Raw genomic sequence first — 14,728 nt, 5'->3', positions numbered from 1 at the left:
ACGCCCTTTACGTCGGGTGCGGCCTGCGCTCTCATGGCACTCGACGGCAGCACGCCCGCACCGGGGAAGGCCCGACATGAAGCGTCCAGGACCCCTGCTCACCCTTCTCGCGGGACTGGTGCTCGGCCTGTGCCTGCTGACACTGAACGCGACCACGGGGACGAGGACCGCCTCGTCCTCGTACGAGGAGAAGTCGCCGAGCCCGCTCCCCGCCCGGAGCGCGGCCTCCCCCTCACCGACTGCCACCCCCTCGCCCTCCCGGGTCCCGGCCGCCGACGCCGACTACGCGGGCCGCACAGACGACGACGCGGCGGCGATCGCCGTCTCCGTCCGCGACGGCAAGGCGATCGCCTACTTCTGCGACGGCCGCACGAAGGAGTCCTGGCTCAGGGGCGACGTGGAGGACGACGGCACGCTGCGGCTCACCGGCGAGCACGGGGCGACACTCGACGGCACGCTCCAGGAGGGCAGGAGCGTCGACGGCACGGTCAGCGTGGGCGGCGGGCGGCACGCCTTCTCGGCGGACCGGGCGAAGAAGCCGTCCGGGCTGTGGCGGGCGACGGCCACCGTGCGCTCCGCGAAGATCGACGGCGGCTGGATCGTGCTGAAGGACGGCACCCAGGTCGGCATCGTCACCCGCGACGGCGAGCCCGCCCCCGCGCCCCGCATCGACCCGGAGACCGGCGCGGTGACGGTCGACGGACAGCGGCTCACGGCCCGCCCCGCAACCCCCTGACCCCCTTCGAGCAGGGAGCCATCATGACCGTCGACCCGAACGCCGCCACCCAGGGATTCCCGGGGCCCGCGCGGCACGATCCGCATCCGGCCCGCTACCTGGTCCCGGCGCTCGTCGCCGCCGCGGTGGCGCTCGCCCTGGGCGTGTACGGCAAGGTCCACGACCCGGCCGGGACGGCCTTCAATCTGGCCGGCTTCAGCAGCACGGGCGCGGTCAAGTCGTGGCTGGCGACGACCGCGATGTCCTTCGCGCTGATCCAGCTGGTCTCGGCGCTGATGCTGTACGGAAAGCTGCCGGGGCCCGCCTGGTCCGGCACGCTGCACCGCTGGTCCGGCCGCGCGGCCTTTCTGATCGCGGTCCCGGTTGCGGTGCACTGCCTGTACGCGCTTGGCTATCAGACATACGAAACGCGCGTTTTGTGGCACTCCCTCCTGGGTTGTTTCTTCTTCGGCGCATTCAGTGCCAAGATGCTGCTGCTCCGTTCGGAGCGACTCCCGGGCTGGCTGCTTCCGATCGTCGGCGGGCTGGTCCTCGCCGTCCTGACGATCATCTGGCTGACCTCGGCCCTCTGGTTCTTCCGCACCTTCGGAGTGACGACATGACCCTCCCCGCGACACGGCGCACGGTTCTCCTGGCGACGGGCGGCGCGGCAGCAGCGCTCGCCACGGGCTGCGGCGAGTACGGCGGCAAGGACGACTCGTCGTCCCAGCAGTCCTCGAACGCCTCCGCCGGCCAGGAACTGGCGAAGACGACCGACATCCCCGTCGGCGGCGGCAAGATCTTCGCGGAGGAGAAGGTCGTCGTCACCCAGCCCGCGAAGGGCGACTTCAAGGCGTTCTCCGCGGTCTGCACCCACCAGGGCTGCACCGTCGGCAGCATCGCCGACGGCATCATCCACTGCCCCTGCCACAAGAGCGAGTTCCGCATCGCCGACGGCTCGGTGGCCGGCGGCCCGGCGCCCAAGCCGCTGCCCGCGAAGAACATCACGGTCGAGGGCGGCGCGATCAACCTGGCCTGAGCCCGGCGGCGGTCACTGGTCCCAGAGCGCCCCGAGCGTCACCAGTTCCCCCTGGTACTCGATCCGGTCCGCCCATGCCGTCGGCCAGGCGTCGGCCCCGGCGTACGCGCCCGCGAAGGCGCCCGCCAGACAGGCGATGGAGTCGGAGTCCCCGGACGAGCAGGCGGCCCGGCGCAGCGCGGCCACCGGTTCGTCGGGGAAGAGCAGGAAGCACAGCAGGCCGGTGGCCATGGCCTCCTCGGCGATCCATCCCGCCCCGGTGGCCAGACACGGGTCGCTCTCGGGCGCGGGGTCGCGCAGGGCCTCCTGGAGACGCTCCAGCACGCCCAGGCAGTCGTCCCAGCCGCGCGCGATGAACTGCTCCGGGCTCGGGTCCTGGCTGCGGGTCCACAGGTCGCCGAGCCAGCGGTGGTGGTAGCGCGAACGGTTGTCGAGGGCGTACGTCCGCAGGAGGCCGGTCAGGGCCGCCGGCTCGGCGCCCTGGGTCAGCAGCCGTACGGCGTGGGCGGTGAGGTCGGAGGCGGCGAGCGCGGTGGGGTGCCCGTGGGTGAGGGCGGACTGGAGCTGGGCGGCGCCCGCGCGCTGCTCCTCGCTGAGCCCGGGGGCGAGGCCGACGGGGGCGACGCGCATGTTGGCGCCGCAGCCCTTGGAGCCGGCCTGACTGGCGTCCCGCCAGTCGCGGCGCTCGTCCTCGAGCAGTTCGCAGGCGGTCAGACAGGTCCGTCCCGGGGCCCGGTTGTTGTCCGGCGACCGGTACCAGGCCACGAACTCCTCCCGCAGCGGGCGGGCCAGCGCCGTGGGCACGAGCAGCCCCCGGTCCATGGCGGTCCGCATGGCCCGCCCGACCGCGAGGGTCATCTGGGTGTCGTCGGACACGAATGCGCGCGCGGGCAGTTCCATCTGCCGCCAGGGGCCGCACTTGGCGACGATCGACGGAACGTCGTTGAACTCGGTGGGGAATCCGAGGGCGTCCCCCAGCGCGAGTCCCAGCAGGGACCCGGTGGCGCGCTTCCTGACGGTGGTCGAGGTGGTCATGCGGATCGTCCTTCCCGGGGCGGTCGCAGCAGGGGCGGGTGGAGCGCGGTGGCGGTGCCCGCGCGGTACAGGGCGGCGGGCTTTCCGCGACCGCCGGTCAGACGTACGGCGCCGGGCACGAGTTCGACGAACCCGGGGCTCGCGAGCACCTTGCGACGGAAGTTGGGGCGGTCGAGCTCCGTCCCCCACACCGTCTCGTAGACCTGCTGGAGTTCTCCGAGGGTGAACTCGGGCGGACAGAAGGCCGTGGCGAGGCAGGTGTACTCGAGCTTGGCCCCGACCCGGTCGTGGGCGTCGGCGAGGATCCGGTCGTGGTCGAAGGCGAGCGGCTCCGCGTCGTCGTGCGGCAGCCAGGCCGCCCGGGCCGCGTCGCCGCCGCCCGTCGGCTCGGGGGCGTCGGGCAGCAGTGCGGCGAAGGCGACGGACACGACCCGCATCCGGGGGTCGCGGCCGGGTTCGCTGTAGGTGCGCAGCTGCTCCAGGTGCAGTCCGCGGACGTCCTTCAGGCCGGTCTCCTCGGCGAGTTCGCGCCGGGCGGCCGTCTCGGCGGACTCGTCCGGCCGCACGAAGCCCCCGGGCAGCGCCCACCGGCCGGCGTACGGCTCCTGGCCCCGCTCGACGAGCAGCACGTGCAGTGCGCCCGCGCGGAGGGTGAGGACGGCGAGATCGACGGTGACGGCGAAGGGTTCGTGGGCGTACTTGTCATAACCCCGCACGACGAACACCCCCTCTTAATAGTCATCTCGACTATAAATAGGGGGTGCGGTCGCGCACAAGGCCCCGGAGCCCCGGGAGTTCCCGGCGCCGGAGCTTCACCAGTCCTACAGGTCGACTTCCTTCATCAGCATGCCGACCTCGGTGTTGGACAGCCGTCGCAGCCAGCCCGACTTCTGGTCGCCCAGGGTGATCGGACCGAAGGCGACGCGGACCAGCTTGTCGACCGGGAACCCGGCCTCCGCCAGCATCCGGCGCACGATGTGCTTGCGACCCTCGTGCAGGGTCACCTCGACCAGGTAGTTCTTGCCGGTCTGCTCGACGACCCGGAAGTGGTCCGCCTTCGCGTACCCGTCCTCCAGTTGGATGCCGTCCTTCAGCTGCTTGCCCAGGTCACGCGGGATCGGGCCCACGATGTGCGCGAGGTAGACCTTCTTCACGCCGTACTTGGGGTGGGTCAGCCGGTGCGCCAGCTCGCCGTGGTTGGTGAGCAGGATGACGCCCTCGGTCTCGGTGTCCAGCCGCCCCACGTGGAACAGCCGCGTCTCGCGGTTGGTCACGTAGTCGCCGAGGCACTGACGGCCCTCGTTGTCCTCCATCGTGGAGACGACGCCGGCCGGCTTGTTCAGCGAGAAGAACTGGTACGACTGGGTGGCGACCGTCAGACCGTCGACCTTGACCTCGTCGTTCTCCGGGTCGACCCGCTTGCCCTGCTCCAGGACGATCTCACCGTTGACCTCGACGCGGGCCTGCTCGATCAGCTCCTCACAGGCACGCCGGGAGCCGTAACCCGCACGCGCGAGGACCTTCTGAAGCCGCTCGCCCTCCTGCTCGGCGCCCGGGAAGGTCTTGGGGAGCTTGATCTCCGGCTTGCCCGCGTACCGGTCCCGGTTGCGCTCCTCGGCGCGCGTCTCGTACTCGCGGGAGCGCGCCGGCTCCGTGCGTCCGCCGCGCTGCTGGCCCTGCCTGGGGCCGCCCTTGGCGCCGCCGCGGGCCGCTCCGCCGCGTCCGGCCTTCGGGCCCTCGTGGGTGGCGCCGGGGCCTACGTCGTAGCGGCGCTCCTCGGGACGGGGCTTGCTCGGGCGCTTCGGCCTGTCGTCGCGCCCTCCCCCGCCCTGGGGCCGGTCGTCACGGCCTCCGGAGCCACCCCTCGACCTGTCGTCACGGCCTCCGGAGCCGCCCCTCGACCTGTCGTCGCGGCCTCCCGAGCCGCCCCTCGACTGGGAACCGCCCCCACCGGCGCCCCGGGGCTTGCCGCGCCCGTTGTTCCTGCCACTGCCGCTGCCACTGCTTCGCATCAAAGTTCCGTCGTCGTCGTGTCGTCTGCATCTGCATCCGGTGCGTCCGGATCGAACGACGGGACCCCTTCCTGCATCTCGGCCTCGATCGCCTCCGCCTCGGGGAGAAAGGGCGCGAGCTCCGGGAGCTCGTCCAGACCGCGCAGGCCCATCCGCTCCAGAAAGTAGTTCGTCGTCACGTACAGGATCGCACCTGTTTCGGGTTCCGCGCCCGCCTCCTCGACCAGACCGCGCTGGAGCAGGGTGCGCATCACGCCGTCGCAGTTCACTCCGCGCACCGCGGAGACCCGGCTGCGGCTGACCGGCTGGCGGTAGGCGACGACCGCCAGGGTCTCCAGCGCCGCCTGGGTGAGCCGGGCCTGCTGGCCGTCGAGCACGAAGCCCTCCACGGCGGCCGCGTACTCGGGCCGGGAGTAGAACCGCCAGCCGCCCGCGACGAGCCTCAGCTCGAAGCCCCGCCCCTGCACGGTGTACTCGTCGGCCAGCTCGCGCAGCGCGTCCGCGACCTTGCGCCTCGGCCGCTGGAGGATCTTCGCGAGGTGCTCCTCGGTCGCGGGTTCGTCGACGACCATCAGGACGGCCTCCAGGGCCGGCTTGAGGTCGAGTGCGGCGACGGTCTCCTCGGTCACGTCTTCGTCTCCTTCTCGGGCTCCTCGGGCGGCCGGTCGAACTCGTCCGTGACCACCGGCTGTGCCTCCCCGTCGCCACCGGTCCAGCGCACCAGCAGCTCGCCGAGCGCGCTCTCCTGGTCGAGGGCCACGGCCTTCTCCCGGTACAGCTCGAGCAGCGCCAGGAAACGGGCCACGACGGTCAGGGTGTCGTCGGTGTCCTCCACCAGCGTGCGGAAGCTCGCCTCGCCGAGCTCCCTGAGCCGTGCGACGACGATCCCGGCCTGCTCCTGCACGCTCACCAGCGGGGCGTGGATGTGGTCCACGTACACCTGCGGCTTGGCCCTGGGCTGCATGGCCTTGACCGCCAGCCGCGCGAACCCCTCCGCGCCGATGCTGATGACGACCTCGGGCAGCAGCTCCGCGTGGTGCGGCTCGAGTCCGACGGTACGGGGATAGCGGCGGGCCTCGCTCTCCAGCCGCTGCGTGAAGATGTCGGCGACCCGCTTGTAGGCCCGGTACTGGAGCAGCCGGGCGAACAGCAGATCCCGTGCCTCCAGCAGCGCCAGGTCCGCCTCGTCCTCGACCTCCGCGGCGGGCAGCAGCCGGGCCGCCTTGAGATCGAGCAGGGTGGCGGCGACGACGAGGAACTCGGTCGTCTGGTCCAGGTCCCAGTCGGGGCCCATCGCGCGGATGTGCGCCATGAACTCGTCGGTGACCTTCGACAGCGCGACCTCGGTGACGTCCATCTTGTGCTTGGAGATCAACTGAAGCAGCAGGTCGAAGGGCCCCTCGAAGTTGGCGAGCCGGACCGTGAAGACCCCGTCAGGGGATTCGGGGGGCTCGGAGGGCCCGGGAGGCCCCGAGGGCCCGGCGTCGAACGGCTGCCGTCCCTCGGGCCCGCCGCCGCCCCGCTCGTCGGCGGGAGCGGCGGGCTCGGCCGGCGGCGCGGCAGGCGCCGGGGACACCACCTCGGGCGCCTCGGGCGTGGCGACCGGCTCCGGCGGAGCCGGCCCCGGCCCGCGCCCCAGCGCACGCCTGCGGCCGGCTGAGCCGCCGGAGGCAGATGCGGGAGCGTCGTTCGAGGTCATGGCCCCGCAGGCTACCGCTACCGCCCGCGAAGTCGTCGTACGAGGATGCTGGCGTCCCCGCGGCTCTCCAGGTCGGCGAGGACAACGGCGACCGCCTCGCGGACGATGCGCCCCCGGTCCACGGCCAGCCCGTGCTCGCCGCGGAGCACCAGCCGGGCGTGCTCCAGGTCCATGAGCTCCTCGGCGGAGACATAGACGGTGATCTTCTCGTCGTGCCGCTCCCGGCCGCTGGGCCTGCGGGCCGCCTGCCGTGCGCGCTTGCGCGCCTGGCTGTCGGCGGCGGCGGAGGCAGAACCTTCCTGCGGGCCCTGACGGCCCTCGGAGCGTTCTCCGGGCGCACCCCGGGTGCGGGACTCCCCGGCGTCGGTCCGGCCCGAGTCGGCCGCCACGTGCTCGGCGCCCCCGCCGTCACCGCCCTGCGCGGGCACGGCCTGCGGCGCGTCCTCCGCGCCGCCGGCCGCCACCCCGTCGCTCTCGCCGGCCGGCGCGGGCACCCGGGCCTCGCCGTTGGCGGGACGCCGGGGCGCGGACGGCTGAAGCGCCGTTCCCCCTGTCGTACGGAAGAGTTCGTCGGCCCCCGGCAGACTCACTCGGCGTGACACCGGGCGAGCACCTCCCTGGCGAGCTGACGGTAGGCGGCGGCGCCGACGGAGTTGGAGGCGTACGTGGTGATCGGCTCACCGGCGACCGTGGTCTCCGGGAAGCGGACGGTGCGCCCGATGACCGTGTGGTAGACGTGGTCGTCGAAGGCCTCGACCACCCGCGCGAGCACCTCACGGCTGTGCACGGTGCGCGAGTCGTACATCGTGGCGAGGATCCCGTCGAGCTCCAGTTCCGGGTTGAGCCGTTCCTGGACCTTCTCGATGGTCTCGGTCAGCAGCGCCACACCACGAAGGGCGAAGAACTCGCACTCCAGCGGCACTATCACCTTGTGAGCGGCCGTCAGGGCGTTCACGGTGAGCAGGCCGAGCGAGGGCTGACAGTCGATGACGATGTAGTCGTAGTCGTCCATCAGCGGCTTGAGCGCACGCTGGAGCGTGGACTCGCGCGCGACCTCGGAGACCAACTGGACCTCGGCGGCCGACAGGTCGATGTTGCTGGGCAGCAGGTCCATGTTCGGGACCGCCGTCTTGAGGAGCACCTCGTCCGCCGCCATGCCCCGCTCCATGAGCAGGTTGTAGACGGTGAGGTCGAGCTCCATCGGGTTGACGCCGAGACCGACCGACAGCGCGCCCTGCGGGTCGAAGTCCACGAGCAGCACGCGCCGGCCGTACTCCGCGAGCGCGGCACCCAGGTTGATGGTCGACGTCGTCTTGCCCACGCCGCCCTTCTGGTTGCACATCGCGATGATCGTCGCGGGGCCGTGCTGGGTCAGCGGGCCCGGGATCGGGAAGTACGGCAGCGGGCGTCCGGTCGGACCGACGCGCTCACGGCGCTGTCGGGCCGCGTCGGGCGCGAGCGTGGCCGCGTATTCCGGGTCCGGCTCGTACTCGGCATCGGGATCGTAGAAGTGCCCTTCGGGCAGTTCGTCGTAGTCGGCGAGTTGGTTGTGGGGCGCGCCACTTCCGTCGCCGGCCATGGCGTTCACGTAATGGCCATCCATGCTCTGGTGTGCTGACAGAGCCATATGAGGGCTGCGCTGGCTCTGGTGGGCTGCGAAGGTTCGGACAGCGACGGAGCCGACAGCCTCGGGCCCCGCGGAAACCTGGGCCCGCGTCGGCATTCCTGGTTGACCACCCCCGGGAGCAAATGTCGACTCATTCACAAGTCGTCTTACCTCCTTGGTGACCAGGAAACTTCTAGACAAGGTCAGCGTGGCACCATGCCGACGGTTGGCGACTCTATGGCGTGTCGGGTGTCCGCAGCAACACAATCCGCCGGACCCGGCCCGATGTGTCGGCAATGAAACATCCCGCTGTCAAGGGCGTACGGCCGTCGCACGGCAGGTTTCGCCGGTGTACGAATCGGTCGAAGCGTTACGTTCGAGGCGAGTTGGCCGAGAGCCGCAAAGTGACCATACACACATCCGGCCGGACCTTGTCGGGCAAGGTCCGGCCTGGTGCGCGGGGTTGACGACCGTGTTGACGTATCGCCTTTTTCCTTGGGTCACTTGGCCGGCCGCGTGGGCCGGGGCTCAGCCGAGCAGGGAGTCCAGCTCCACGTGCTCCAGGCCGTGCGCCTCCGCGACCTCGCGGTAAACGACCTTGCCGTCATGGGCGTTGAGGCCCTTGGCCAGCGCCGGGTCGCGGCGCAGCGCCTCCACCCAGCCCTTGTCGGCGAGTTCGACGATGTAGGGCAGCGTGGCGTTGGTGAGCGCGTAGGTCGAGGTGTTGGGGACCGCGCCGGGCATGTTGGCGACGCAGTAGAAGACCGACTCGTGGACCGGGAAGGTCGGCTCGGCGTGGGTGGTCGGACGGGAGTCCTCGAAGCAGCCGCCCTGGTCGATCGCGATGTCGACAAGGACACTTCCCGGCTTCATCCGGGACACCAGCTCGTTGGTGACCAGCTTGGGGGCCTTGGCGCCCGGGATGAGGACGGCGCCGATGACGAGGTCCGCCTCCAGACAGGCCTTCTCCAGCTCGAAGGCGTTGGAGACGACCGTCTGGATCCGCGTGCCGAAGATCTTGTCGGCTTCCTTGAGCTTGTTGATGTCCTTGTCGAGCAGGGTCACGTGGAAGCCCATGCCGATGGCGATCTGCGCCGCGTTCCAGCCGGAGACCCCGCCGCCGATGACGACCGCCTTGGCGGCCAGCACGCCCGGCACACCACCGGGCAGCACACCGCGGCCGCCGTTGGCGCGCATCAGGTGGTAGGCGCCGACCTGGGGCGCCAGCCGGCCCGCGACCTCGGACATCGGGGCGAGCAGCGGCAGCGCACGGCTCGGCAGCTCGACGGTCTCGTAGGCGATCGCCGTGGTGCCGGACTCCACGAGGGCGTCCGTGCACTCCTTGGACGCGGCCAGGTGCAGGTACGTGAACAGCGTCTGGTCCTTGCGGAGGCGGTGGTACTCCTCGGCGATGGGCTCCTTGACCTTCAGCAGCAGGTCGGCCGTGGCCCACACCTCGTCGGCGGTCCCGAGGATGCGCGCACCGGCGGCCACGTACTCCTCGTCCGTGATGGACGAGCCGACACCGGCGTTGCGTTCGACGACGACCTGGTGGCCGTGGCGCACCAGTTCGTGCACACCGGCGGGGGTGATGGCCACCCGGAACTCGTTGTTCTTGACCTCGCGGGGGATGCCGACCTTCACGTGGATCACGGTCCTTGGCTCAGAGGGTGTGGGGGCACAGCAAGACATTCCCGGAGATACGGGGCACACCGGGACGCACCGCAGGAGAACGTGCGGCAGAGCCAGTTTAATGAAGGCGTTCCCGCTGTCTAGCCTTTCATTGCATCAATCTTCTGCGGATGTACTGCGGATTTCGCAGGTGTTAGCGCGGTGTTCCAGGTGACCGGGCTGTTCCGGCACCGCATTCGCCTGCGATTCCGGCCCCGCATCAGGCCCCGCATCCGCCTTCGTCTCCGACCGCGGCCCGGCACCCGGCTGCGGCCCGGCGCCCGGCTGCGGCTCCGGATCCGACGTCGGCCGCGGGTCCGCCTTCGGCTCGCCGTCCGGGAGCTCCTCTCCCAGGATGCGCTCGGCCGCGCTCCGGTGCAGGCCGGCCGCCACCGGATCGCCGAGGCGCTCCAGGGTGTCGGCCAGCCTCAGCTGTACGGCGGCCTGGAGGCGGGTGTCCTCGGCGCGCCGGGCCCACTCCACGGCCTCCTGACAGGTGCGCAGCGACTCCTCGGGGCGTCCCGCGTACTCCTGCACCCGGGCCAGCTCGCTCAGCGCCCGCGCGTACGCGCCGACGTCACCGTTCTTGCGGTGTCCCGCCGCCGCCGCCCGCCAGGCCCGCTGCGCCTCCCCGTAGCGGCCCGCGTAGGTGTGGGCGGTGGCGATGCGGCCGTAGAGCCGGGCGGCGTCCGCGCGCTCGTCGCGGGCCAGGCGCTGGGCGAGGGCCCGGCCGAACCAGTCGGCGGCCCTGTCGTGGTCCTCGAGCTGGAGGTGCGCACCGCCTACGGATTCCATCGCGCGGCCGATCGCGTACGGGTCGCTCGCCTCCCGTCCGGCGTCCAGCGCGGCCCGGTAGCGCACCAGCGCCTCCGTCGTGCGGCCGGTCCTGGCATCGACGTCGGCGAGGTTCAGCAGGGCGGCGGCCTTCTCACGGGGCAGGTTCCGGCGCTCGGCCACGTCGAGGACGAGCTGGTGGATGCCGTACAGGTCGGGCGCCGCCGCCTGGGTGCCGAAGTGCGCGACCATCGCCCTGACCAGCTGGGACATCAGCCGGCGGGCCAGGGTGTCCAGCTCCCCGTCGCCGACGGCGAGACGGGCCGAGGCGAGCAGGGCGGGCCGGCGGGCGCGCAGCCACTCGGCGGCGGCGCGCGGGGTGGGGAAGCGCACGGCGCTGGGCATGCCCTGGAGCTTCTCGCGGGCCTGGGGGTTGTCGGTCTCCGTGACGGCCCGGCAGGACTGGAGCAGCCGTACCGTCCGCTCCAGCATGCGGGCCCGGGCCAGCTGGAGTTCGGCCGGGCGGTCGAGCGTCTCGGCGGCGGCGCGCAGCAGGGGGTACAGGCATCCGGGGACCTCGTACTGGGGCAGCGGCGAGTCCAGGGGCCGCAGCAGGCCCAGAGCGGCGAGGTCGTCCAGGGTGGTGCGGGCGGCGCCCACCGAGCAGCCGGCGAGGGCGGAGGCGGTGTGCGGGTCGGCGAGGCCGGCGGGGGCGAGGCAGAGCAGGCGCAGGATCCGGGCGGCGGGCGCGGGCAGCGCCGCGTGCACGAGCCGGAAGACCCGGCTGAGGGGGGTCCCCTCGTCGCCCTCCGCGTGGAGTTGCTTGGCGAGGTCGGCGACGGCCGCCTGGGGACGGGCGGCGAGCCAGCCGCCGGCCAGGTTCAGCGCGGCGGGATGCCCCTGGCAGGCCTCCACGAGACCCTCGGCGGAGCGCGGGTCGACGGTGATACGGACCGAGCCGGTGTACCGGGTCAGCAGTTCGAGGCCGGACTTGGTGTCCAGGCCGCCCAGGGTGCAGGGGCGCACGTCCGCGATGCCGGTGAGCGGTCCGGCGGAGACGGCGACGAGCAGGCACTGGGGGGCGTCCGGGAGCAGCGCGTCGACCTGTTCGGCGCCGGCCGCGTCGTCCAGCAGGAGCAGCACGCGGCGCTCGGCGAGGGCTCGGCGCAGGAGGGCCGCGAGCTCGTCCTCGTCGGCGCCGGGCGGGGCCGGCACGTCCAGCGCGGCGAGCAGTTCTCGGGCGGCTCGCTCGACCGGCACGGGTGTGCCGTCGGGCTCCGCGAGACGGGCGCGCAGGACGCCGTCCTCGTAGCGGTCGCCGACCTGGCGGACGAGCTCCTCGGCGAGCGCCGTGCGTCCGGAGCCGGGCCGGCCGGCGATGAGGAGCACGCGCGCGCGTGGGGCCTTCCGCCCGGAGATGGTGTCCAGCCCGGCGCGCTCGATGTCGGCGCGCAGTTCTTTCAACTCCCGGGTACGGCCCAGGAAATGGCCCTCCGTCGCAGCGTGTCCCGACAGCTGCACGCCGCCTGTGTCCACTGCCTGGTCCGTCACGGGCCACACTCCCGTCCTACCGCACGCGCAAGCCCGCCGGGACTCCGGATCGGGCGATTCCCGAGCCTAGTTCACGCTCTGCGACGTTCCGGGAGGAGCACGGCGGGGACCACGAGACATCCCCCGATCGGATCAGCCGATCGTCACACCGGACGGGGAAACGGGACGGGGACGGGACGGTCTCCGGAGGGGTGCAGGACGGCGCGTCACGCCTCGAACGGGCGGGCCGGCCAGGGCGCCTCCGCCGGGCGCAGCGCGTCGAGCCCGTCGCCGGCGCGCGCGGCGACCAGGGAGAGGACACCCACGACGAGGCAGTTGCTGTGCAGGTCCCCCGCGAGCACACCCCGGACGAGCTCGTCGACCGGCACGCGTGCGTGCTCCATGTCGGCCTCCTCGTCCTCCACCTCGAAGCGCTCCCCGTCCGCCTCGGACAGGCCGCGGGCCAGGAAGATGCGCACCGACTCGTCGCAGCCGCCCGCCGTCGGGTACACGTCGGCCAGCACCCGCCAGTCCTCGGCCTTGACGTGCGCCTCCTCGTACAGCTCGCGCTGGGCCGCGTGCAGCGGGTTCTCGCCGGGCACGTCGAGCAGCCCGGCCGGTACCTCCCACAGCTTCATCCGCACGGGGTGGCGGTACTGCTTGATGAGCAGGACACGGTCGTCGTCGTCCAGGGCGAGGACGCCCACGGACCCCGGGTGGACCTGGTAGTCCCGGCGGACCACCGAGCCGTCGGGCATGACCACCTCGTCCGTGCGGACGGCAGTCTTCTTGCCGACGAAGGGCGTCTCGCTGGACCGGATCTCCCACGCCTCGGCGGTGTCCTTGATCGTCATGCCATGCGTCCTTCCACGTGCCACGTGCGCAAACGAAAACCGGGGTACCCACCCTTGAAGGTTTGCACCCCGGCCACCGTACAACTGGTGTGTTACTTCGAACTCCGCCCCGCTTCGACGGTCCGCTGCACCGCCGCCTTCACCAGGCCGGCGAACAGCGGGTGCGGACGCGTGGGCCGCGAGCGCAGCTCGGGATGGGCCTGCGTGGCCACCAGGTAGGGGTGGACGTCACGCGGGTACTCGACGTACTCGACGAGCTTGCCGTCCGGCGAGGTGCCGGAGAACAGGATGCCCGCCTTCTTCTCGAGCTCGGCCCGGTAGCCGTTGTTCACCTCGTAGCGGTGACGGTGCCGCTCCTCGACGTACTCCTTGCCGTCGTACACCTCACGGACGATGGAGCCCTCGGCCAGCTTGGCCGGGTACATGCCCAGGCGCATCGTTCCGCCCATGTCGCCCTCGCCGGCCACGATGTCGAGCTGCTCGGCCATGGTGGAGATGACCGGGTGGGCGGTGGCCGGGTCGAACTCGGTGGAGTTGGCGTCGCCGATGTCGGCCAGGTTGCGCGCGGCCTCGATCACGATGCACTGCAGACCCAGGCACAGGCCGAGCAGCGGGATGCGGTTCTCGCGGGCGTAGCGGATCGCGCCGACCTTGCCGAGCACACCGCGGTCGCCGAAGCCGCCCGGGATGCAGATCCCGTCGACGTCCTCGAGCTGCGCCCTGGCGCCCGCGGGGGTCTTGCAGTCGTCCGAGGTGACCCACTTGATCTTCACGCGGGCCTTGTTGGCGAAGCCGCCGGCCCGCAGCGCCTCGGTGACCGAGAGATAGGCGTCGGGCAGGTCGATGTACTTGCCGACCAGCGCGAGGGTGACCTCGTGGTCGGGGTTGTGGACGCGGTCGAGCAGGTCGTCCCAGGTCGTCCAGTCCACATCGCGGAACGGCAGGTCCAGCTTGCGGACGACGTAGGCGTCCAGGCCCTCGCCGTGGACGGTCTTCGGGATGTCGTAGATCGAGCGGGCGTCGGGACAGGCCACCACCGCGTCCTCGTCGACGTCGCACATCAGCGAGATCTTGCGCTTGATCGCGGTCGGCACCTCGCGGTCGCAGCGCAGCACGATCGCGTCCGGCTGGATACCGATGTTGCGGAGCGCGGCGACCGAGTGCTGGGTCGGCTTGGTCTTCAGCTCGCCCGAGGGGCCGATGTACGGCAGGAGAGAGATGTGCACCACGAAGACGTTGTCCCGGCCGACCTCGTGCCGGACCTGGCGGACCGTCTCCAGGAACGGCAGCGACTCGATGTCGCCGACCGTGCCGCCGACCTCGGTGATCACCACGTCGACCTCGTCCGTCGCCATGCGGCGGATGCGGTGCTTGATCTCGTTCGTGATGTGCGGGATGACCTGGACCGTGTCTCCCAGGTACTCGCCGCGCCGCTCCTTGGCGATCACCGTGTTGTAGACCTGGCCCGTGGTGACGTTGGCGGAGCCGTCGAGGTCACGGTCGAGGAAGCGCTCGTAGTGCCCGATGTCCAGGTCGGTCTCGGCGCCGTCGTTGGTGACGAAGACCTCACCGTGCTGGAAGGGGTTCATCGTGCCCGGGTCGACGTTCAGGTACGGGTCGAGCTTCTGCATCACGACCCGCAGTCCCCGTGCCTTCAGCAGCATGCCGAGGCTGGAGGCCGTCAGACCCTTGCCGAGCGAGGAGGCGACACCCCCGGTGACGAAGATGTGCTTGGTCGTCGTGGATTTGGGCGTCATGGCCAAGAGGGGGCTCCCGTGGTCGCGATTCGGAGG

14 protein-coding genes are annotated in these 14,728 nt (G+C 71.7%); 3 read left to right on the top strand and 11 right to left on the bottom strand.

The features are described from left to right. Positions 1-76: 76 nt before the first annotated feature. Genes OHS71_RS31880 through OHS71_RS31870 form a run of 3 tightly spaced genes read left to right on the top strand, consistent with a single transcriptional unit; the run spans position 77 to position 1,754 of the window. On the top strand, positions 77-736 hold the full coding sequence (locus tag OHS71_RS31880; RefSeq protein ID WP_328482778.1) for a hypothetical protein: 660 nt from the start codon (positions 77-79) through the stop codon (positions 734-736). A 23-nt stretch (positions 737-759) separates the two neighbouring features. Continuing rightward, the gene (locus OHS71_RS31875) at positions 760-1,338 is read left to right on the top strand and encodes a DUF6529 family protein (protein WP_328482777.1); all 579 of its coding nucleotides are present in this window, start codon (positions 760-762) and stop codon (positions 1,336-1,338) included. After that, a complete protein-coding gene (locus OHS71_RS31870; RefSeq protein ID WP_328482776.1) occupies positions 1,335-1,754 on the top strand; it encodes a Rieske (2Fe-2S) protein in 420 nt (139 codons plus the stop codon). The genes OHS71_RS31875 and OHS71_RS31870 overlap by 4 nt, the downstream gene beginning before the upstream one ends. Before the next feature lie 12 nt (positions 1,755-1,766). Here OHS71_RS31870 and OHS71_RS31865 read toward each other — a convergent pair whose 3' ends face one another. The 11 genes from OHS71_RS31865 to OHS71_RS31815 all read right to left on the bottom strand — a co-directional run bounded on the left by OHS71_RS31865 (position 1,767) and on the right by OHS71_RS31815 (position 14,692). Then, positions 1,767-2,789, bottom strand: coding sequence for an ADP-ribosylglycohydrolase family protein (locus OHS71_RS31865; protein ID WP_328482775.1), 1,023 nt, complete (start codon positions 2,787-2,789; stop codon positions 1,767-1,769). Beyond that, a complete protein-coding gene (locus OHS71_RS31860; protein ID WP_328482774.1) occupies positions 2,786-3,514 on the bottom strand; it encodes an NUDIX hydrolase in 729 nt (242 codons plus the stop codon). Before OHS71_RS31860 ends, OHS71_RS31865 begins: the two co-directional genes overlap by 4 nt. A gap of 96 nt (positions 3,515-3,610) precedes the next feature. Next, positions 3,611-4,801, bottom strand: coding sequence for a pseudouridine synthase (locus OHS71_RS31855; RefSeq protein ID WP_328482773.1), 1,191 nt, complete (start codon positions 4,799-4,801; stop codon positions 3,611-3,613). After that, entirely contained in the window at positions 4,801-5,373 is a 573-nt protein-coding gene (scpB, locus tag OHS71_RS31850) for an SMC-Scp complex subunit ScpB (RefSeq protein ID WP_328484710.1), read from the bottom strand. Before scpB ends, OHS71_RS31855 begins: the two co-directional genes overlap by 1 nt. 53 nt (positions 5,374-5,426) lie before the next feature. Next, on the bottom strand, positions 5,427-6,500 hold the full coding sequence (locus OHS71_RS31845) for a segregation and condensation protein A (protein ID WP_328482772.1): 1,074 nt from the start codon (positions 6,498-6,500) through the stop codon (positions 5,427-5,429). Between the two features lie 17 nt (positions 6,501-6,517). Further along, complete coding sequence (locus OHS71_RS31840; RefSeq protein ID WP_328482771.1) at positions 6,518-7,102, bottom strand: hypothetical protein; 585 nt, start codon at positions 7,100-7,102, stop codon at positions 6,518-6,520. Next, on the bottom strand, positions 7,087-8,223 hold the full coding sequence (locus OHS71_RS31835; protein ID WP_328482770.1) for a ParA family protein: 1,137 nt from the start codon (positions 8,221-8,223) through the stop codon (positions 7,087-7,089). The genes OHS71_RS31840 and OHS71_RS31835 overlap by 16 nt, the downstream gene beginning before the upstream one ends. A 411-nt stretch (positions 8,224-8,634) precedes the next feature. Continuing rightward, on the bottom strand, positions 8,635-9,759 hold the full coding sequence (gene ald, locus OHS71_RS31830) for an alanine dehydrogenase (protein WP_328482769.1): 1,125 nt from the start codon (positions 9,757-9,759) through the stop codon (positions 8,635-8,637). Positions 9,760-9,894: 135 nt separating this feature from the next. Next, positions 9,895-12,102, bottom strand: coding sequence for a tetratricopeptide repeat protein (locus OHS71_RS31825; protein ID WP_328482768.1), 2,208 nt, complete (start codon positions 12,100-12,102; stop codon positions 9,895-9,897). A 206-nt stretch (positions 12,103-12,308) separates the two neighbouring features. Further along, positions 12,309-12,935, bottom strand: a complete 627-nt coding sequence (locus OHS71_RS31820; RefSeq protein ID WP_328482767.1) for an NUDIX hydrolase — start codon at positions 12,933-12,935, stop codon at positions 12,309-12,311. 92 nt (positions 12,936-13,027) lie between these two features. Continuing rightward, on the bottom strand, positions 13,028-14,692 hold the full coding sequence (locus OHS71_RS31815; protein WP_328482766.1) for a CTP synthase: 1,665 nt from the start codon (positions 14,690-14,692) through the stop codon (positions 13,028-13,030). Positions 14,693-14,728: the final 36 nt, after the last annotated feature.

Source organism: Streptomyces sp. NBC_00377, from assembly GCF_036075115.1.
Classification (GTDB): domain Bacteria; phylum Actinomycetota; class Actinomycetes; order Streptomycetales; family Streptomycetaceae; genus Streptomyces.
The sequence above is the reverse complement of the archived record's forward strand: the minus strand, read 5'-3'. Positions and strand labels throughout refer to the sequence as shown.